General features: G+C 64.8%; 19 protein-coding genes. 10 read left to right on the plus strand and 9 right to left on the minus strand.

All coding sequences use genetic code 11. The features are described 5' to 3' along the window. Positions 1 to 19: 19 nt before the first annotated feature. Both GGD65_RS11245 and GGD65_RS11250 read right to left on the minus strand, forming a co-directional pair. The gene (locus tag GGD65_RS11245; RefSeq protein WP_245283294.1) at positions 20 to 436 is read right to left on the minus strand and encodes a putative quinol monooxygenase; all 417 of its coding nucleotides are present in this window, start codon (positions 434 to 436) and stop codon (positions 20 to 22) included. 29 nt (positions 437 to 465) lie between these two features. Further along, positions 466 to 1,305, minus strand: coding sequence for a VOC family protein (locus GGD65_RS11250; protein WP_177237444.1), 840 nt, complete (start codon positions 1,303 to 1,305; stop codon positions 466 to 468). A 205-nt stretch (positions 1,306 to 1,510) separates the two neighbouring features. On the opposite strand from GGD65_RS11250, the gene GGD65_RS11255 reads away from it, so the two are divergent. The 3 genes from GGD65_RS11255 (at position 1,511) to GGD65_RS11265 (ending at position 5,109) form a co-directional block, all read left to right on the plus strand. Further along, positions 1,511 to 2,974: a GH1 family beta-glucosidase gene (locus tag GGD65_RS11255; protein ID WP_183235312.1), complete on the plus strand. Its 1,464-nt coding sequence runs from the start codon at positions 1,511 to 1,513 to the stop codon at positions 2,972 to 2,974. Between the two features lie 243 nt (positions 2,975 to 3,217). Beyond that, positions 3,218 to 4,450, plus strand: coding sequence for an acetyl-CoA C-acetyltransferase (locus tag GGD65_RS11260; protein ID WP_183235313.1), 1,233 nt, complete (start codon positions 3,218 to 3,220; stop codon positions 4,448 to 4,450). Between the two features lie 356 nt (positions 4,451 to 4,806). Next, complete coding sequence (locus GGD65_RS11265) at positions 4,807 to 5,109, plus strand: HU family DNA-binding protein (RefSeq protein WP_018320691.1); 303 nt, start codon at positions 4,807 to 4,809, stop codon at positions 5,107 to 5,109. 72 nt (positions 5,110 to 5,181) lie between these two features. Here the strand turns inward: GGD65_RS11265 and GGD65_RS11270 are convergent, their stop codons facing one another. The 5 genes from GGD65_RS11270 to GGD65_RS11290 form a co-directional block, all read right to left on the minus strand. After that, on the minus strand, positions 5,182 to 5,337 hold the full coding sequence (locus tag GGD65_RS11270) for a hypothetical protein (RefSeq protein WP_177237443.1): 156 nt from the start codon (positions 5,335 to 5,337) through the stop codon (positions 5,182 to 5,184). Between the two features lie 5 nt (positions 5,338 to 5,342). Further along, positions 5,343 to 7,724, minus strand: a complete 2,382-nt coding sequence (gene lon / locus GGD65_RS11275) for an endopeptidase La (protein ID WP_183235314.1) — start codon at positions 7,722 to 7,724, stop codon at positions 5,343 to 5,345. A gap of 8 nt (positions 7,725 to 7,732) precedes the next feature. Then, positions 7,733 to 8,116: an Hsp20/alpha crystallin family protein gene (locus GGD65_RS11280; RefSeq protein ID WP_018320688.1), complete on the minus strand. Its 384-nt coding sequence runs from the start codon at positions 8,114 to 8,116 to the stop codon at positions 7,733 to 7,735. A 178-nt stretch (positions 8,117 to 8,294) separates the two neighbouring features. After that, positions 8,295 to 8,861: a ferritin-like domain-containing protein gene (locus GGD65_RS11285; protein ID WP_092261794.1), complete on the minus strand. Its 567-nt coding sequence runs from the start codon at positions 8,859 to 8,861 to the stop codon at positions 8,295 to 8,297. A 113-nt stretch (positions 8,862 to 8,974) separates the two neighbouring features. Beyond that, a complete protein-coding gene (locus GGD65_RS11290; RefSeq protein WP_018320686.1) occupies positions 8,975 to 9,181 on the minus strand; it encodes a hypothetical protein in 207 nt (68 codons plus the stop codon). 88 nt (positions 9,182 to 9,269) lie between these two features. Here GGD65_RS11290 and GGD65_RS11295 point away from each other — a divergent pair, with 88 nt between their 5' ends. The 3 genes from GGD65_RS11295 to GGD65_RS11305 all read left to right on the plus strand — a co-directional run bounded on the left by GGD65_RS11295 (position 9,270) and on the right by GGD65_RS11305 (position 12,507). Then, complete coding sequence (locus GGD65_RS11295) at positions 9,270 to 9,896, plus strand: MarC family protein (protein WP_183235315.1); 627 nt, start codon at positions 9,270 to 9,272, stop codon at positions 9,894 to 9,896. 157 nt (positions 9,897 to 10,053) lie between these two features. Then, a complete protein-coding gene (locus tag GGD65_RS11300; RefSeq protein ID WP_179735767.1) occupies positions 10,054 to 10,707 on the plus strand; it encodes a class II aldolase/adducin family protein in 654 nt (217 codons plus the stop codon). A 12-nt stretch (positions 10,708 to 10,719) separates the two neighbouring features. Beyond that, on the plus strand, positions 10,720 to 12,507 hold the full coding sequence (locus tag GGD65_RS11305) for a chloride channel protein (protein WP_183235316.1): 1,788 nt from the start codon (positions 10,720 to 10,722) through the stop codon (positions 12,505 to 12,507). Positions 12,508 to 12,514: 7 nt separating this feature from the next. Here the strand turns inward: GGD65_RS11305 and GGD65_RS11310 are convergent, their stop codons facing one another. Further along, positions 12,515 to 12,772 carry a DUF2798 domain-containing protein gene (locus tag GGD65_RS11310; RefSeq protein WP_026202400.1) on the minus strand — a complete coding sequence of 86 codons (258 nt, stop codon included), beginning with the start codon at positions 12,770 to 12,772 and terminating at the stop codon, positions 12,515 to 12,517. A 303-nt stretch (positions 12,773 to 13,075) separates the two neighbouring features. On the opposite strand from GGD65_RS11310, the gene GGD65_RS11315 reads away from it, so the two are divergent. After that, positions 13,076 to 13,477, plus strand: coding sequence for a hypothetical protein (locus tag GGD65_RS11315; protein ID WP_183235317.1), 402 nt, complete (start codon positions 13,076 to 13,078; stop codon positions 13,475 to 13,477). 320 nt (positions 13,478 to 13,797) lie between these two features. Here GGD65_RS11315 and GGD65_RS11320 read toward each other — a convergent pair whose 3' ends face one another. Continuing rightward, complete coding sequence (locus tag GGD65_RS11320; protein ID WP_183235318.1) at positions 13,798 to 14,085, minus strand: hypothetical protein; 288 nt, start codon at positions 14,083 to 14,085, stop codon at positions 13,798 to 13,800. Between the two features lie 871 nt (positions 14,086 to 14,956). Here GGD65_RS11320 and GGD65_RS11325 point away from each other — a divergent pair. From GGD65_RS11325 to puuE, 3 genes are all read left to right on the plus strand, one after another. Next, positions 14,957 to 15,232, plus strand: coding sequence for a hypothetical protein (locus GGD65_RS11325; RefSeq protein ID WP_179735764.1), 276 nt, complete (start codon positions 14,957 to 14,959; stop codon positions 15,230 to 15,232). 90 nt (positions 15,233 to 15,322) lie between these two features. Further along, on the plus strand, positions 15,323 to 15,736 hold the full coding sequence (locus GGD65_RS11330; RefSeq protein WP_014493672.1) for a DUF3830 family protein: 414 nt from the start codon (positions 15,323 to 15,325) through the stop codon (positions 15,734 to 15,736). Further along, positions 15,737 to 16,672, plus strand: a complete 936-nt coding sequence (gene puuE, locus GGD65_RS11335) for an allantoinase PuuE (protein ID WP_179735762.1) — start codon at positions 15,737 to 15,739, stop codon at positions 16,670 to 16,672. Position 16,673: the final 1 nt, after the last annotated feature.

Below are 16,673 nucleotides of genomic sequence, written 5' to 3' on the forward strand. Positions count from 1 at the left end.
GCGACGGCGAGGCGCGACTTCAACCTCCGTTGTGGCCGAGTATCTCCAGCCGCCTGACCACGACGCCCCCCTCGGCGAGCTCGGGGAGCCGGCCGAACCACTGCTGGACGTAGGGCATGGCATTGTGGGCCTCGAAGTCGTCGCGGCTTGCGAAGATCTCATAGAAGATGAAGCGTCCTGGCGTCTCGCGGTCCTCCTGGAAGAAGTAGACCAGGTTCTTGGGATCGCTTCGGACAAGCGCGACAAGCGGCAGCGTTGCCTCTCGAAGCGCGCGTTCCTTGCCCGGTTTGGCGCGGACTTCGGCGACGACCGAATAGGCGCCATCGGGAATGGTACGATAGCGAACGCCGTCGCGTTCCTGAGCGGTGGCTGATGCTGCGCCGGCCAGTGAAGCTGTGGCGACGAGGGCCAGAATCATTCGTTTCCGTGACATCATGGAGATCGTCCTTCTCTGCGATAATTGCTCTAGCCCCGCTGCTGGCGGGCGGCGAGCGCGTCGCTGAAGCGCTTCTTCACTGGACCCAGAGCCTTGACGAACTCGAGCTGCTCTCCCTCTGGGCCCTTGCAATAAATCAGCTCCCAGCCTTCCGAGAGGCCCTGCGTGATGCGATTGGTGTTCGACTCCATCGGGGCGGCGCGGCGCTGCTGCTCTGATGTCACGGTGATCACACGATTGGCCCGCACCTGGGTCATGCCGCGGCGCGCCGATTCTGCCTCCAGGTCGTGGATGAACTTGTTGAAGTCGACGTCATCCCTCACATAGAAGCAGATGTGCATGGAGCGCGGAAACGCCGGGCTCATGTGGTCGCGCGCTTCTGCGAAGCTGTCGCCGCTGCCCGATGGCTGGCCAGCGTCGCGATACTGCAGAAGCTCGATCACGACGTTGTCGAACTGGACGAAGCGTACGTCCAAGCGTTGTGTGCCTCCCCTGAGATCGGGAACCCCGATCGTGCGCGGGTTGACATGGCGTTCGCGCGCTTCGATTTCCTGATCGGTCAAAAGCGTGTTGTGGATCGGTTCACCCTGGAAATCTCCGTCGCGGAAAATCTCGGTGCCGCCGAGCACTTCGGTGTAGAACTCGAAGGCGCGATTCATGTTTTGCACGGTCACGCCGAAATGCTGAACGCCTTGCAGCCGCGCGCCGAGTGGCGCGGAATCGCGAGCAACCGAAGCGGGGCGCGGAGCGCCTTGGGCATTTGCAGCCGCCGGGTTGGTTGCCGCCATTCCTGCCAGCATGGCCCCTGCCGTAAGGAGGACATCCCGGCGTCCAATGCCGGTCGTCTCAAAGTCTGTCTCTTCGCTCATCTTCCGTCTCCATCGCTTGACCGACATGGCGCGACGTAGAACTTGCTGGAGAACGGAGGGTTTTGCAGGTTAATTGAAGTAAATTCTGTCGTGGGTCGGTGTGCCACAATTCTGCATCCGCAAATCCCGACCCCACGGCTTCTCAAACCGCCTGCGACGCGCCATTGTGCCGCAGCATCAGCATCACCCTTGGAGCAGCATTACCATGTCGGACAAGGTCTCGCGTCGCCAGTTTGCCAAGCTGGCGGGATTGTCCGCGGCCGGAATGGCAAATCCTCTGGAGGCAGCCGACGCCAGGCCGGCATCGCCGCCGCGCAGCGGCAGCGGTTTCCCGGCGGGCTTCGTCTGGGGCACGGCGACCTCGTCCTATCAGGTCGAGGGCGCGGTCGACGAGGACGGGCGAGGGGCCTCGATCTGGGACAAGTTCGTGCGCATCCCCGGCAAGATCGAGGACGGCACCAATGGTGACCGCGCCAATGAGCACTATCACCGCTACAAGGAGGATATCGCGCTCATCAAGGCGCTCGGCTGCAAGGCCTACCGCTTCTCGGTGGCCTGGCCGCGGCTGTTTCCGGACGGCGACGGCAAGCCCAACCCGAAGGGGCTCGACTTCTACAATCGGCTCATTGACGAGCTCCTGAAGAACGGCATCGAGCCGTGGCTGACGCTCTATCATTGGGACCTGCCGCAATCACTGCAGGATCGCTTCGGCGGCTGGCGCTCGACGGAAACCTGCAAGATCTTCGGCGACTACGCCGCCTATGTTGCCGAGCATCTGACCGACCGCGTCAAAAACGTGTTCACGCTGAACGAGAGCGGCCGCTTCGTCTATTTCGGTTACGGCATCGGCATCGACGCGCCGGGCGTGACGCTGCCGCAAGCCGAGGTCAACCAGATCAGGCACAACAGCGCGCTCGCGCACGGGATCGCGGTGCAGGCGGTGCGCGCCCATGGCCGCCGCGGCACCAGAGTGGGGCCGGCCGAGAACATCGATGCCTGCGCGCCCGCGATCGACACGCCGGAGAACGTCCGTGCCGCGGAGATCGCGCTGCGCGAGATGAATGCCGGCTATCTCAACGTCATCATGACGGGCCGCTACACCGACGCCTTCCTGCAATTCGCCGGCCCCAATGCGCCGAAATACACCGATGCGGAGCTGAAGATCATCTCCTCGCCGGTCGATTTCCTCGGCCTCAACATCTACGCGCCGCAGAACTATGTGGTGGCCTCCGACCAGGGCGCGGGCTTCATGCCGCTGCCGATCCCGAAATCGTTCCCGCACATGAACTCGGACTGGCTGCGCGTCGGGCCGGAGACGCTCTATTGGGTGCCGAAGCTGGCGGCAAAGATCTGGAAGACGGATGCGATCTACATCAGCGAGAACGGCGCCTCCGGCGACGACGTCGTCACGCCGGACGGCAAGATCTACGACACCGACCGCATCATGTATCTGCGCAACTATCTCGCCCAGCTCCAGCGCGCCACCGCCGAGGGCGTGCCCGTGCGCGGCTATTTCCTCTGGAGCCTGATGGACAATTTCGAGTGGGTGTACGGCCTCAACAAGCGTTTCGGGCTGTACCACGTCAATTTCGACACCCAGGTCCGCACGCCGAAACTCAGCGCCAGCTTCTATCGCAACGTGATCGCGAAGAACGCGGCGGGGGCGTGATGTCTTCGCCTCTCCCCGCGCGCGGGGAGAGGCTGGAATTTGCGACAGCAAATTCGGGGTGAGGGGAACTCTCCGCGAGTCCATCTGCCTCCGTCCCTGCCCCTCACCCGGATTTTCCGCTGCGCGTAAAATCCGACCTCTCCCCCGCAAGCGGGGAGAGGTGAAGTGGGCGCCGCGCATTGACTCTCTTCTCCCCCTTATTCAGAACCGTCCTCAACAACCCACAACAAGAGGACAACGCCAATGGCTGACGCGCTGATCATCGATGCCTGCCGGACCCCGCGCGGCGTCGGCAAGGCCGGCAAGGGAGCACTTTCGGGAATTCATCCGCAGCAGCTCGGCGCCACCGTGCTGCGCGCGCTCGCAGACCGGACCGGCATCAACACCGCGGATGTCGACGACATCGTCTGGGGCTGCAGCGCGCAGGTCGCAACGCAAAGCGGCGATCTCGGCCGTATGTCGGCGCTCGATGCCGGCTATGACGTGCGCGCCAGCGCCGTGACACTCGATCGCTTCTGCGGAAGCGGCATCACCAGCGTCAACATGGCCGCATCCTCGATCATGGCGGGCGCGGAAGACCTCGTCATCGCCGGCGGCTGCGAGATGATGTCGATGGAAGGACGCCGCGGCGGCGGCCCGATGATGATGGACTCCGGCAATCTGCGCTTGCGCGCGCGGCATCCGCAGTCGCATCAGGGCGTCTGTGCGGACGCGATCGCGACCATGGAAGGCATCACGCGACAGGACGTCGACGCGCTCGGGCTCGAAAGCCAGAAGCGCGCCGCGCATGCGATGGCGAACGGCCACTTCAAGAAGAGCCTCGTGCCGGTCCATCGCGAAGACGGCAGCCTCGCGCTCGACCACGAGGAATATCCGCGGCCGCAGACCACGATGGAGGGCCTCAGCAGCCTGAAGCCGGCATTCCCGGCGATCGCCGACTACGCGCTCGATGACAAGGGCACGACCTATCGCGGCCTGATCCTGCAGCAATATCCGGACCTGAAGATCGACTTCGTGCACCACGCCGGCAACTCGTCCGGTGTCGTCGACGGCGCCGCCGCGATCCTGTTGGCCTCGCCCGCTTACGCCAAAGCGCATGGCCTTAAAGCCCGCGCCCGTGTCGTCGCGATGGCCAATATGGGGGACTCGCCGACCCTGATGCTGAATGCGCCGGTGCCGGCCACGCGCAAGGTGCTGGCGAAGGCGGGGTTGACCGTCGACGACATCGACCTGTTCGAGATCAACGAGGCGTTTGCGGTGGTTGCGGAAAAATATATCCGCGACCTCAAGCTCGATCGCGCCAGGGTCAACGTCAATGGCGGCTCGATCGCGCTCGGCCATCCCATCGGCGCCACCGGCTCGATCCTGATCGGCACCGTGCTCGACGAGCTCGAACGGCGCGACCTCAAGCGTGGTCTCGTCACCATGTGCGCCGCTGGCGGCATGGCGCCGGCCATCATCATCGAGCGCATCTAGCGCGAGCGAAGCTCGCCGCGCCCCTGTGGGAATAGGGTGAGGGAGCGGGTGAGACGTCCCAACGCGACGATCTAGCCTTATTTTCTAGGGCGAAACGCGCTCCTCCGCGCACAAAGAGGCACCTCGTCGCTTGTCGAAAGCGGCGAATCAGCTTTAGCAAGGTTGCGTGCGGGCCTTTGAAACAAGGTAAAATCCGCTGCCCGAGGCTTCTCCCGCTCCGGAAGTAGCTTAAAAGCAGGGTTTTTTGCCGCTGAGGGCCAAAAAAGCCCGTAAAACCGCGACAAAACTGTGCAGAAGGCTATAGGCCTTCGCCGGTTGGTCTAATATGCAACCGGCAACGAATCAGAGGAGACACGATGCCAACCCAAATGTCCAAATCGCAGTTGATCGAAAAGATTGCGACCGCCACCGAGCTTTCCAAGCGCGACGTCAAGAACGTCATGGAGACGCTGACCGACGTCGGTCACAAGGAGCTCAAGAAGAACGGCCTGTTCCTGGTGCCGGGCTTCGCCAAGTTCGTGGTCATCAAGAAGCCCGCGACCAAGGCGCGCAAGGGCACCAACCCGTTCACGGGTGAAGAGATGATGTTCAAGGCCAAGCCGGCCCGCAAGATCGTCCGCGCCCGCCCGGTCAAGGCGGCCAAGGACGCCGTGGGCTAACAACGCAAAGGCCCCCTCGGGTCGGAGGGGGCCTTTTGATTGGGGCAGCCGCGAGGGCCTGAGACGGAGGGCTCAACCCTTGCGGCGCTTCACCCGGACCGGAATGGGTTGAAGCTGCCGCCCGGCCGGCGCCAGCCCATCGCGAACCCGGTCGATCGCGCGATCGAGCAACTGGCGCAGCCGCTGTGTCGTCCGCGATCTCTTCGCTTTCTCCAGCAGTTTCTTCATCGCAGTCACTCCGCCGCTTCGACCTTGACCTCGGCCGGCTCGAGCGCCGCGGCGATGGCTTCGTCGACGCGCTCCAGCCAGATGAATTCGAGGTTGTCCCGCGCGCTCTTCGGGATGTCGTCATAGTCCCGCTTGTTGCGCGCCGGCAGCATCACCCGCTTCAGGCCCGCCGCCGCGGCCGCCACCACCTTCTCCTTGATCCCGCCGACCGGCAGCACCAGGCCGCGTAGCGAGATCTCGCCGGTCATCGCGGTGTCGCTGCGCACCGTGCGGTTGGTGAGCAGGGAGGTCAGCGCCGTGAACATCGCAACGCCCGCACTCGGTCCGTCCTTCGGGGTTGCGCCCGCCGGAACGTGAACGTGGATGTCGCTCTTCTCGAACACCGACTGATCGATGCCGAGCTGCGTGGCCTTGCTCTTCACCAGCGTCAGCGCAGCCTGCACGCTCTCGCGCATGACCTCACCGAGCTGGCCGGTCAGGATCATGCCGCCCCGGCCGGGCACTCGCGAAGCCTCGATGAACAGGATGTCGCCGCCAACAGGCGTCCAGGCAAGGCCGGTGGCCACGCCCGGAATGCTGGTGCGCTGCGCGATCTCGCCTTCGAAGCGCGGCTGGCCGAGCACGGTGGCGATGTCCTTCGCTCCCACCACGACCTTCACGGCGGTGCCCTCGGCGACCTGCACCGCGGCATGCCGGAACAGCTTGCCGATCTCGCGCTCGAGGTTACGCACGCCGGCCTCGCGGGTGTAGCCCTTGACCACCAGCTTCAGCGCCTCCGGCTCGATCTCGGCCTGCTCGGCGGTCAAGCCGTTGGCCTCGAGCTGACGCCGTACCAGATAGCGCTTCGCGATCTCCAGCTTCTCCTCTTCGGTGTAGCCGGCGAGGCTGATCAGCTCCATGCGATCCAGCAGCGGACCCGGGATCTGGTCCAGCATGTTGGCGGTCGCGATGAACACCACGCGCGACAGGTCGAAGGGCACGCTCAGGTAATTGTCCCGGAACGTCCCGTTCTGCTCGGGGTCGAGCACCTCCAGCATGGCGGCTGACGGATCGCCCTGCACGCCACGGCCCATCTTGTCGATCTCGTCCAGCATCATGACGCAGTTGCGGCTGCCAGCCTTCTTGATGCCCTGGATGATGTTGCCGGGCAGCGCGCCGATATAGGTGCGCCGGTGACCGCGGATCTCGGCCTCGTCATGCACGCCGCCTAGGCTGACGCGCACGAAGGGGCGATCCATCGCACGCGCGATGGACTGGCCGAGCGAGGTCTTGCCGACGCCGGGCGGACCGACGAAGCACAGGATCGGCGCCTTGCCCTGCGGGGCGAGCTTGCGCACCGCCAGATATTCGATGATCCGGCCTTTGATCTTCTCCAGGCCGAAGTGATCAGCGTCGAGGATGGCTCGCGCCTCCTTGATGTCGATCGGCTTCTCCGCGGGCAGCGCCCAGGGCAGCTCGATCAGCCAGTCGAGATAGGTGCGGACCATGCCGGCTTCGCCGGCGGCCTCCGGCATGCGCTCGTAGCGGCGCAGCTCCTTCCTGGCGTGCGCGTCCGCCTCCGGCGGCATGTTGGCCTTGGCGATGGCAGACGTCAGCTCGGCGACCTCGGCCGCCTTGCCATCGCCTTCGCCGAGCTGGCGCTGGATGGTCGCCATCTGCTCGCGCAGGATCGCCTCGCGCTGCCGCTCGTCGAAGCTGGCGCGGGTCTTCTGGCCGATTTCGTTCGAGATGCGCAGCACCTCCAGCCGCTCGGCCAGATGCTTGGACACCTTCTCGACGCGCAAGGCGAGGTCGATGGTCTCCAGCACCTCCTGCTTGTCCTGCGGCTTGATGTCCATGAACGAGGTCGCCAGATCCGCCAGCGCGCCGGGCGCGGTGGTACCCTGGAACATCGCGGCGAGCTCGGGCGGCGCCTGCGGCAGCAGCTCGATCGCCTCGATCGCCTGGCGCTGCAGGTTCAGCGCGCGCGCCTCGATCTCCGGCGAAGTCGTGGTCGGCTCCGGAATCTGCTGGATGCGCGCGGCCGGGAACGGCGTCCCCGGCAGGAAGTCGAGGATGCGCGCACGCTGCACGCCCTGGCAGACGATGTGATGGGTGCCGTCGGGCGCGGTGATGTAGCGCACGATGTTGGCGATGGTCGCGACCCGGTAGAGGTCGTCCGGCGTCGGATCGTCGACTTCGGGATTGCGCTGCAGGACGATGCCGATCGGCCGCTGCTCGCGCAGCGCTTGTTGCGCCGCCGCGATCGATTTCGGTCGCGCGATCGCGATCGGCCCGATCGCGCCGGGAAACAGCACCATGTCGCGTACGGCGACGATGATCAGCGCGTCTTCGGGGATCTTCACGTCGTTATTGGTCTGTTCGTTGTTCATCTGTTCGGTGGCCATGATCGACCTCAGGATTTGGCGAGGCGTAGCGCGACGCAGCCGTCCATCACGAAGCGGCTGATGGCGTAGCGGCCGAGGGGCAATGCAATGCGGCGCTCAAAACGCCCCTGCGGCAGCTCGAGCCGGTGGATGCGGGCGTTGCGAAGCTCCGGCGGAAGCGTGCGCTGGCCGGAGACGACGAGCACGCCGTCGTGAATCACCGTCTCGACATTGTCCGGATTGACGCCGGGAAGCGCGACCAGGATCAGCAGCTCATGCTCGGTTTCGAGCACGTCGATCGGCGGCTCCCAGCAGGCTTCCTGGCGGCCGAACTGCTGGCGCAGCCGGTCGGCGCGCGTCAGCTGGTCCAGGGCTTCGGACAGCATCCAGTCGAGGGGATTTTTGGGTTGCATGATGCGGGCTCAGGGGTGGGAAAGCCTGCATATGGGGCTGGTTCCCGGGAAATCCAGTGCAGTGGCGCTGACGTGCCATGCGCCGTCGTGCGATCGCAAAAGCAAACGCTGCGGCTTTGGCCCAAATGCAAACGCCGCGGCTTTGGCCGCGGCGTTCCGTCATCGGCAGGGGCGCGGGTCAGGCCGCGGCGCGGTAATCTTCTTCCGCCTCGAGGTTGATCACGGACGTCGCCAGCTCGGTCAGCGTATGGTCGGTCGCCTCTTCTTCCTCCAGCGTCGCCTGAAGCAGCCTTGCTGCGTCCTGCATGCCGAGCTCCTCGGCCCAGGTGCGCAACGTGCCATAGCGGGAGATCTCGTAGTGCTCGACCGACTGGGCGGCCGCGAGCAGCCCCGCATCGAGCGCAGGTGCGCCCTTGAACTCCTTCATGATCTCGGCGCCCTCGTCGGTAATGCCGTTGATGGCCTCGCAGGGCTTGCCGCGTGCCGGCTTGCCCAGCATCTTGAAGATCTGGTCCAGACGCTTGACCTGGCCCTGGGTCTCACGCAGGTGCTTGTTGAAAGCGGCCGCCAGATCCTTCGATTGCGCGGCCTTGGCCATCTTCGGCAGCGTCTTGATGATCTTGTTCTCGGCGAAATAGATGTCCTTCAGCGTTTCCAGAAACAGGTCGCTGAGCATTTTCGGCGCCTGACGCGGTCGGCGCGCGGCGGTCTTCTTGGGTGCGCGTTTCTTCGCTCGTTTAGCCATATGTCCTCCTCTTGAGGTGACACGGGAAGGCATCTCCTTCCCCAATCCTCAGGCGTTCAAAGCCGGTTGGAGAACGAAAGTTCCAAACTGCAACCGGCGCGCGCGGCAACCGTTCAGGTCGGGCGCTTGTAGGGATCTTCCTGGCGCTGCCGTGCCTCGGTATTGCGATCGAGCTGCGCCCGCTCGCTGCGCCTGAGGTGGCCGGCCTTCATCACGCCATAGACGAGGACCCCGCCGAGCACGAAGGCTCCGATGAACCAGAGCCAGAGCAGGTTGGCCGAGAGCTGGCCGAGAAGCATTCCGATTCCACTGTCGCTCATTGTCGCCTCCAGTGATTTCCAAAGCGGCTTTGCTGGGCTAAGTCAGCCCGGCAGCCATCGTTCCAGCGTCCAAGGATCCCACCTACACATGCTCGACTTCGCCCTGTCCGCCTTCGTGACGCTGCTGCTGGTGGTCGACCCGGTCGGCCTTGCGCCGGCCTTCCTGGCCGCGACGGGTGGCATGCCCGACAAGGTCAAACGAACCATCGCGCTGCGCGCGCCGCTGATCGCGGCCTCGATCCTGGTGGTGATCGCGCTGGTCGGAAACTGGCTGCTGCGCCAGCTCGGGATCGGGATCCCCGCCTTCCAGATCGCCGGCGGGCTGCTGCTGTTCGGCGTGTCCTACCAGATGATCTTCGGCGATCGTCCGCATCGCGAGGCCCGCGAGGCCGACAAGGCGACGTCCGAGCACGCCTCCGATGTCGCGGTGTTTCCCCTGGCCATCCCCATGATGGCCGGCCCCGGCGCGATTGCGACCACGCTGCTGCTTTCGGGCGATGCCGGCTATGGGGCGAGACTCGCGGTGATCATCGCGGTCGTCCTCTCGGTCTGCCTGCTCTGCATGCTGTGCTTCGTCTCGGCACATTTGATCGCGACGACCCTCGGACGCACCGGAAATGCGGTGCTGTCGCGCGTCCTCGGCATGCTGCTCGCCGCCTATTCCGTGCAGTTCGTGATCAACGGGATTGCGGCCGTCCGGATCAGCCTGTCATAGGGCTGCGACAATCTGTGAATTCGTTGATTTTGCCGTCGATTTCGTGGTCTGGCAGGAGGGGCGACATGGTGGCACCGGATCCGGGCCGCTTTCGCTTGCACTGCCATGTTGCTTTGACGTACTCCCGGTCTAACAAGCCCATCGTCAGGAAATCGGGATGTCGACGACAGAGGAAGAGCTCGCCAAGAGACAGGCCATCATCGACGCCTGCCGGCGCATGAACGCGCTCGGCATCAACCAGGGCACCTCGGGCAACATCTCTGTCCGGCATGTGGACGGTCTCCTGGTCACGCCGACCAGCGTGCCCTATGAGGCGATGACGCCGGACCAGATCGTCTTCATGGCCATGGACGGCACACATGCGCCCGATCAGAAGCCGTCGAGCGAATGGCGCTTTCATCGCGACATCCTGAAGTCACGGGGGGACGTCAACGCCGTCGTGCACGCCCATCCGACCTATTGCACCATCCTGGCGATCATGGGCATGGAGATTCCGCCGGTGCACTACATGATCGCGGCGGCCGGCGGCGACAGCATCCGCTGCGCGCCCTATGCGACGTTCGGAACCGTGGAGCTGTCCGAACATGCGGTGCAGGCGCTGGAGGGGCGGCTTGCCTGCCTGCTGGACCATCACGGCATGATCGCGATCGGCAAGACGCTGGACAAGGCGATGTGGCTCGCCGTCGAGGTGGAAACGCTGGCGCGGCAATATCACGGTTGCCTCCAGATCGGACAGCCGCCGCTGCTCCCCAGCGCCGAGATCGAGCGGGTCCGCCAGCGCATGGCCGGCTACGGCCTGTCGGAAGGGTAGGGCAGGCAGAAGGTGTTCGTGCGGATCAAGCATCTCGTGGATCGCAAGGGGACGAACCGCACCATGGTTCGGCTGCGCGCCCTCTTGCGCAGCAACGAGTTCTACCTGATCCCGCTGGCGCTGGTGATCGGCACGCTGGCCGGCGCGGTGGTGACGCTGATGGCGCATATCGCGCAGATCGCGCACGTGGTGATCTATGGAATTCCCGTCGATGTCCACTTGTCGGCCCACGCGAGCGTCAGCCCGTGGGCGGCACTGATCGCGCCGGCGCTGGGTGGGCTTTCGCTTGGCATCATGGAGTGGTCGCGGCGTCGGATGAAGATTTCGAATGCGGTCGATCCGATCGAGGCGAACGCGCTGCGCGGCGGCAATCTGTCGATGCGGGACAGCGTCATCGTGTCGAGCCAGACGCTGATCTCCAACGGCTGCGGCGCCTCGGTCGGCCTCGAGGCGGGCTATACCCAGATCGGCTCGGGGATCGCCTCGCTGTTCGGCAAGTTCTTCAATCTGCGCCGCAACGATCTGCGCCTGATGGTCGGCTGCGGCGCGGCGGCTGCGATCGCGGCGGCGTTCGGCGCGCCGATCACCGGGGCCTTCTATGCCTGTGAGTTGATCGTCGGCGTCTATTCGGTCGGCAGCGCCGCCCCGATCCTGGCAGCTTCGCTCGCCGGCGCGCTGACCGCGCAATGGCTCGGCGGCGCGCCATACTCGCTGGAGATACCCAAGGTCAGCGCCGTCGGCGTCGAGCAATATCTGGCCCTGATCGGGCTTGCGCTCATCACCAGCGGGGTCGGCATCGCCGTGATGCGCTCCTCGCCGATGTTCGAGCGCCTGTTCGCCTGGCTGCCGATCTGGCTCCGGCCGGTGATCGGCGGCCTCATCGTCGGCGGCTTTGCCATCGTGACGCCGCAGGTGCTGGCGGCCGGCCATGGCGCCATGGTGCTCGATCTCTTTCACGACATGACGATCGGCCTGATCGCGCTGATCATCGCCCTGAAGGTGACGGCCTGCCTGGTCTCGCTCGCCTCCGGCTTCCGCGGCGGTCTGTTCTTCGCCTCGCTGTTCGTCGGCAGCCTGATCGGAAAGTTCTTTGCCGCGGTGCTGCTCTTGATCAGCCCGAACTTCGCCATCGATCCGCTGGTAGCGATGCTGACGGGCATGGCGACGCTCGGTGTCGCCATCGTCGGCGGCCCCCTGACCATGTCGTTCCTGGTGCTCGAGATGACCCGCAATGTCGACGTCACCGCCGTGGTGCTCGCCGGCTGCATCGTCACCTCGATCTGCGTCCGCTTCATGTTCGGCCACTCCTTCTCGACCTGGCGCCTGCATCTGCGCGGCGAGACCATCCGCAGCGCCAACGACGTCGGCTGGCTGCGCAATCTCACCGTCGAGCGGCTGATGCGCTCCGACGTCGGCAAGGTGCCCTCGACCACGACGATCGCCGCGGTCCGCCGCGAGTTCGCGCTGGGATCGCGGCCCGGTATCGTCATCGTCAACAATTCCGACGAATATGTAGGCCTGGTCCTGCTGCCGGACCTGTTCTCCAGCGACCTCGACACCATCGCCGACGACATCCAGGTGATCGAGCTCGCCCGCCTGATCGACATCGTGCTGATCCCGGAAATGAACGTGAAGTCGGCGATGGCGGTGTTCGACGAGGCCGAAGCCGAGATGCTGGCGGTGGTGGATTCCACCGACAGCCGCAAGGTGGTCGGCTTCCTCACCGAAAACTTCGCCCGCCGCCGCTATGTCGAGGAGATCGACAAGGCGACGCGCGGCGTGCTTGGGGCGCTGTCGTAGGCGCCTTCTATCGGCCTGGTTGAGGCGGGGCTGCGACGAGGAGCGTCACGATCCGCCGCACCATCGGCAGCACCACCAGCAGCGTCGGAAAGGCGACCAGCCAGGACAGCGCCCAGGCGCCCGGCCAGGTCGCGAGGAACGCCGGTGTCGCCCCTAAGCTCCGGAGCGTCGAAATGACCGACACCACGGCCGTCATGAGGATGGACAGCACGAACGGCATCACGATCGGCGCATAGCGCGCCGGCAGTTTGCGAACCACAATCATCTGATTTCTCTTGGAAAAGGACGCGTCGATCACGTTGAACCCTGCAAATGGCATCGATCCCGACGGCGTCGGTTGATGCGTTGGTTCACGTGAAACGCTTACGGCGACCGAAAAACGGCGCGGCTGTTCATTATCCGCTCAGGTTCGGTGGTTCAAGCTGCGAGTTGTCGTTCGGTTTACAATCGTTCGAAACGTGGCAGATTGCCGCGAACATGCAACCATCTCAACGGTTTGCGCATTGAATCCGGTTTGCACATCCCTACGTTTTGGCAAGAGCATCGGCAAGATTATAGGAAGGTCAAAATGACTGTGAGACCCATGATTTCCGCAGCCGGCCGCAACATGGTGCTGGCCGCGTTCGCAAGCCTGGCATTGGTCGCAACCTCCGCATCGCCCTCGGCTGCGGCGTCCCCCGGGGCGGTGTCAGCAAAGCCCGTCACGGCAGGGCAGGGCTCCTCCGACGTCACCGATTTCAGCGCCCGGCGGCGCCACTATTATCGGCGCGGGTCGAACGCCGCAGGCCTCGCCTTCATGGGCGCCGCGGCGGGGATCATCGGCGGGGTGATCGCCGAGCAGCGCCGCCGCGACTACTACGAGAACCGCTATTATTATGGTTCGCGTCCCTACTACGGCGGTCCGGGCTATTATGGCGGTCAAGGCTATTACGGCGGCGGCAGTCCGTTCTATTACGATCCGGGCTACTGAGCGGCTGTTTTCAACGCGGCCCGGATTGGGTTGCGCGAAAAGGGCGGTACTTTGTGCCGCCCTTTTTTGATGCGTCGGTACCCTCGTAGCCCGGATGAAGCGACTTGTCCGCCATAGCTCGAAGAGCGATGGCGGAAGCGCAATCCGGGTCCGCCCGCCCGGCATCTCGCACCGTCCCGGATTACGCTGGCGCTCCATCCGGGCTACGCGATCGTGCCTGTGCCGCCCTCTGTCAATCCACGTCGTTAAAAATATTCCACTTTACCGAAATTCGGTTTCGGCGTATGTGTCGTCCATCCCGGCTCACCCAAGAGGGGCGATCATGTGTCGTCACGCATCGCGAGCCGGGTCTGCGGTGGACGCGGCAGCGTCGGCACGAGCGGCGCGGGCAGGGCGGGTAGTCCCTGTGAGCCCGAGGCTTCGTGCGGATGAGCGGCGCTGTTCAGTTCGTCTCGCCACATTCTTCCGGCAACGTCGACAAAGCCGGGAGATAATGTGGTGACCAGCGAATGCGCGTACGGCAAAACCGTGTGGCCCTGGCCGTCGTTGCTACGGTCAAGCTGTTCGAAGATGCGCGCGAGCCCAACCGGGTGGACGGCATCATCCAATTCGAACGGCGAGGGAGGCCAGAAGGAATGGTCGGCTCCCGGGAGATCACGGCATAAGCCGTCCAACCACCGCGCAGGGAAGGCCGAGTGATCGGCACCACCTGTATGCTGCTGTGCGGTTCTTCCTGCGTGTGCATTTCGCGCAGCGGACCGCGGGTGCGAGCCGGCACCCGGCCTTCCCTGCGCCCTCTTGGCTTTATGAGGGTGGAGTGACCAAGCAAAGCTCGGGCGAATTGCGCCGCGAGGACGCGAAGGCATGTCCGCGACTTGAGCTGCGTGCCACAATCTGGATCTTGTAGGGTGGGCAAAGCGCAGCGTGCCCACGCCTTGTCGCTCATGGAGAGAGATCGTGGGCACGGCGCAAGTGCGCCTTTGCCCACCCTACGGCACCGCCGCTGGGATGTGCACTGGAGCATCGCAATGACATGTGGAGACAGCGTGCGCCCGCTCCGCTCTCGTGCCCCGGACGCAGCGCAGCGTGCCCACGCCTTGTCGCTCATGGAGAGAGATCGTGGGCACGGCGCAAGTGCGCCTTTGCCCACCCTACGGCACTGCACGCTGGGATGTGCACTGGAGCATCGCAATGACATGTGGAGACAGCGTGCGCCCGCTCCGCTCTCGTGCCCCGGACGCAGCGCGGCGTCCCCGGCGATGCGAAGCATCGTCCGGTGCGGTGCGCTGCAGAGCCGGGGCCCATCCATCCGCGTCGTACCGTGTCGCCATCTGGATCCGAGCTATGCGCAGCAGCGGCAAGACGCGCTGCGGCTTGTCCGGGACACGGCTAAATATTCGGCAATCGCGCCCTCCGGCGCCGATGGACTTGCCCGCCTCAATCCGGTTCAATGGCCAATCGAGCTTTCAGGCGACAATGATGTCGAGATATCTGCTGGTCCTGCTGCTGCTGGCGTCACCGGCGGCCGCGCAAGTCAAGTTGGCGCCGAAGACCGCGGCCGGACATCCCGATCCCTGTGCCCCGATCGGGCGTACCGCGGACGGCAAGCTGGTCTACTCCATGAAATGCGAGACCCTGCCGGCACCGCCTCCGACGCCGCGGGCGGAACTGAAGGAAGCCCCTCCGCCGGCCGCCGAGCCGGAACCGGAGACGCGGCGGAGCGGCATTTTCGGCTGGTCCTACGACCGCAGGTGATGCGTCCGCGCCCCTTGCGCGAAACTGTCGGGAGTGCTCTTTGCTTGAAAATTATCCGTGGGGCCACCGGCCCCGATCCAGAGAGATGAGATGAGCAAACTCGTTATCCGTGCCGGCGACTTCACCTTCGATGCCCGTTTCGAGGAGCAACTGGCACCCAAGACCGTCGCCGCCTTCCGCAAGGCACTGCCGTTCGAAAGCCACATCATCCATGTGCGCTGGAGCGGCGAAGGCGTGTGGATGCCGCTCGGCGATCTCGATTTCGGCGTCGGCTACGAGAACCACACCAGCTACCCCGCGCCGGGCCAGATCATCCTCTATCCCGGCGGCATCAGCGAGACCGAGATCCTGCTGGCCTATGGCGGTGTTCACTTCGCCAGCAAGATGGGCCAGCTCGCCGGCAACCACTTCATCACGCTGACCTCGGGCCTGGAGAATCTGGCGACGCTGGGCAAGAGCGTGCTGTGGAAGGGCGCGCTGCCGATCCGCTTCGAGGAAGTCTGAGTGGCTGACACACGCTACCCGCGCGATCTCCGCGGTTACGGCCGCAACCCGCCGCACCCCGAGTGGCCCGGCAACGCGCGAGTCGCGGTGCAGTTCGTCGTCAATTTCGAGGAAGGCGGCGAGAACAACATCCTGCACGGCGACCGCGCCTCGGAAGCGTTCCTGTCCGACGTGCTCGGCGCGCAGCCCTGGCCGGGCCAGCGCCACGCCAATATCGAATCGATGTTCGAATATGGCTCGCGCGCCGGCTTCTGGCGGCTGTGGCGGATGTTCACCGCACGCAACTGGCCGACCACCGTGTTCGGTGTCGCCACCGCGCTGAAGCGCAACCCCGAAATCGTCGCCGCCATGAAGGAGGCGGGCTGGGATATCGCCAGCCACAGCCTGAAATGGATCGAGCACAAGGACATGACCGAGACGCAGGAGCGCGCCGAGATCGCGGAAGCGATCCGCGTCCACACTGAGGCCACCGGCTCGCGGCCGCTCGGCTGGTACACCGGGCGGTCCTCGATCAACACCAACCGTTTGCTGATGGAGGAGGGCGGCTTCCTCTATCTCTGCGACTCCTATGCCGACGATCTGCCCTATTGGGTCAAGAGCGCGGGCGGCAAGCAGCTCATCATTCCCTATACGCTAGACGCCAACGACATGCGCTTCATCAACCCGCAAGGCTTTGCCGAGGGCGAGCAGTTCTTCACCTATCTGAAGGACGCCTTCGACGTGCTCTATGCGGAGGGCGAAACCGCGCCGAAGATGATGTCGGTAGGTCTGCACTGCCGTCTCGCCGGCCGGCCCGGCCGCGCTGCGGGCCTGATGCGCTTCCTCGATTATATCGGCAAGCACGAACGCGTCTGGGTGCCGACGCGTTTGCAGATCGCCCAGCACTGGCACGACAAGCATGCTCATCTTGCGGCCGACGCATTCGAGATCGGTTGAA

It is taken from the genome of Bradyrhizobium sp. CIR18 (assembly GCF_014198295.1).
Taxonomy (GTDB): domain Bacteria; phylum Pseudomonadota; class Alphaproteobacteria; order Rhizobiales; family Xanthobacteraceae; genus Bradyrhizobium.

What these genes read in the sequence shown, in the direction of transcription:
- GGD65_RS11325 (WP_179735764.1), top strand. Translation starts at nt 14,957, where the DNA reads ATGTCGAGATATCTGCTGGTCCTGCTGCTGCTGGCGTCACCGGCGGCC.
- GGD65_RS11250 (WP_177237444.1), bottom strand. Translation starts at nt 1,305, where the DNA reads ATGAGCGAAGAGACAGACTTTGAGACGACCGGCATTGGACGCCGGGAT.
- GGD65_RS11255 (WP_183235312.1), top strand. Translation starts at nt 1,511, where the DNA reads ATGTCGGACAAGGTCTCGCGTCGCCAGTTTGCCAAGCTGGCGGGATTG.
- GGD65_RS11285 (WP_092261794.1), bottom strand. Translation starts at nt 8,861, where the DNA reads ATGGCTAAACGAGCGAAGAAACGCGCACCCAAGAAGACCGCCGCGCGC.
- GGD65_RS11245 (WP_245283294.1), bottom strand. Translation starts at nt 436, where the DNA reads ATGATGTCACGGAAACGAATGATTCTGGCCCTCGTCGCCACAGCTTCA.
- GGD65_RS11295 (WP_183235315.1), top strand. Translation starts at nt 9,270, where the DNA reads ATGCTCGACTTCGCCCTGTCCGCCTTCGTGACGCTGCTGCTGGTGGTC.
- GGD65_RS11265 (WP_018320691.1), top strand. Translation starts at nt 4,807, where the DNA reads ATGCCAACCCAAATGTCCAAATCGCAGTTGATCGAAAAGATTGCGACC.
- lon (WP_183235314.1), bottom strand. Translation starts at nt 7,724, where the DNA reads ATGGCCACCGAACAGATGAACAACGAACAGACCAATAACGACGTGAAG.
- GGD65_RS11330 (WP_014493672.1), top strand. Translation starts at nt 15,323, where the DNA reads ATGAGCAAACTCGTTATCCGTGCCGGCGACTTCACCTTCGATGCCCGT.
- GGD65_RS11280 (WP_018320688.1), bottom strand. Translation starts at nt 8,116, where the DNA reads ATGCAACCCAAAAATCCCCTCGACTGGATGCTGTCCGAAGCCCTGGAC.
- GGD65_RS11290 (WP_018320686.1), bottom strand. Translation starts at nt 9,181, where the DNA reads ATGAGCGACAGTGGAATCGGAATGCTTCTCGGCCAGCTCTCGGCCAAC.
- GGD65_RS11260 (WP_183235313.1), top strand. Translation starts at nt 3,218, where the DNA reads ATGGCTGACGCGCTGATCATCGATGCCTGCCGGACCCCGCGCGGCGTC.
- GGD65_RS11300 (WP_179735767.1), top strand. Translation starts at nt 10,054, where the DNA reads ATGTCGACGACAGAGGAAGAGCTCGCCAAGAGACAGGCCATCATCGAC.
- GGD65_RS11270 (WP_177237443.1), bottom strand. Translation starts at nt 5,337, where the DNA reads ATGAAGAAACTGCTGGAGAAAGCGAAGAGATCGCGGACGACACAGCGG.
- GGD65_RS11315 (WP_183235317.1), top strand. Translation starts at nt 13,076, where the DNA reads ATGACTGTGAGACCCATGATTTCCGCAGCCGGCCGCAACATGGTGCTG.
- GGD65_RS11310 (WP_026202400.1), bottom strand. Translation starts at nt 12,772, where the DNA reads ATGATTGTGGTTCGCAAACTGCCGGCGCGCTATGCGCCGATCGTGATG.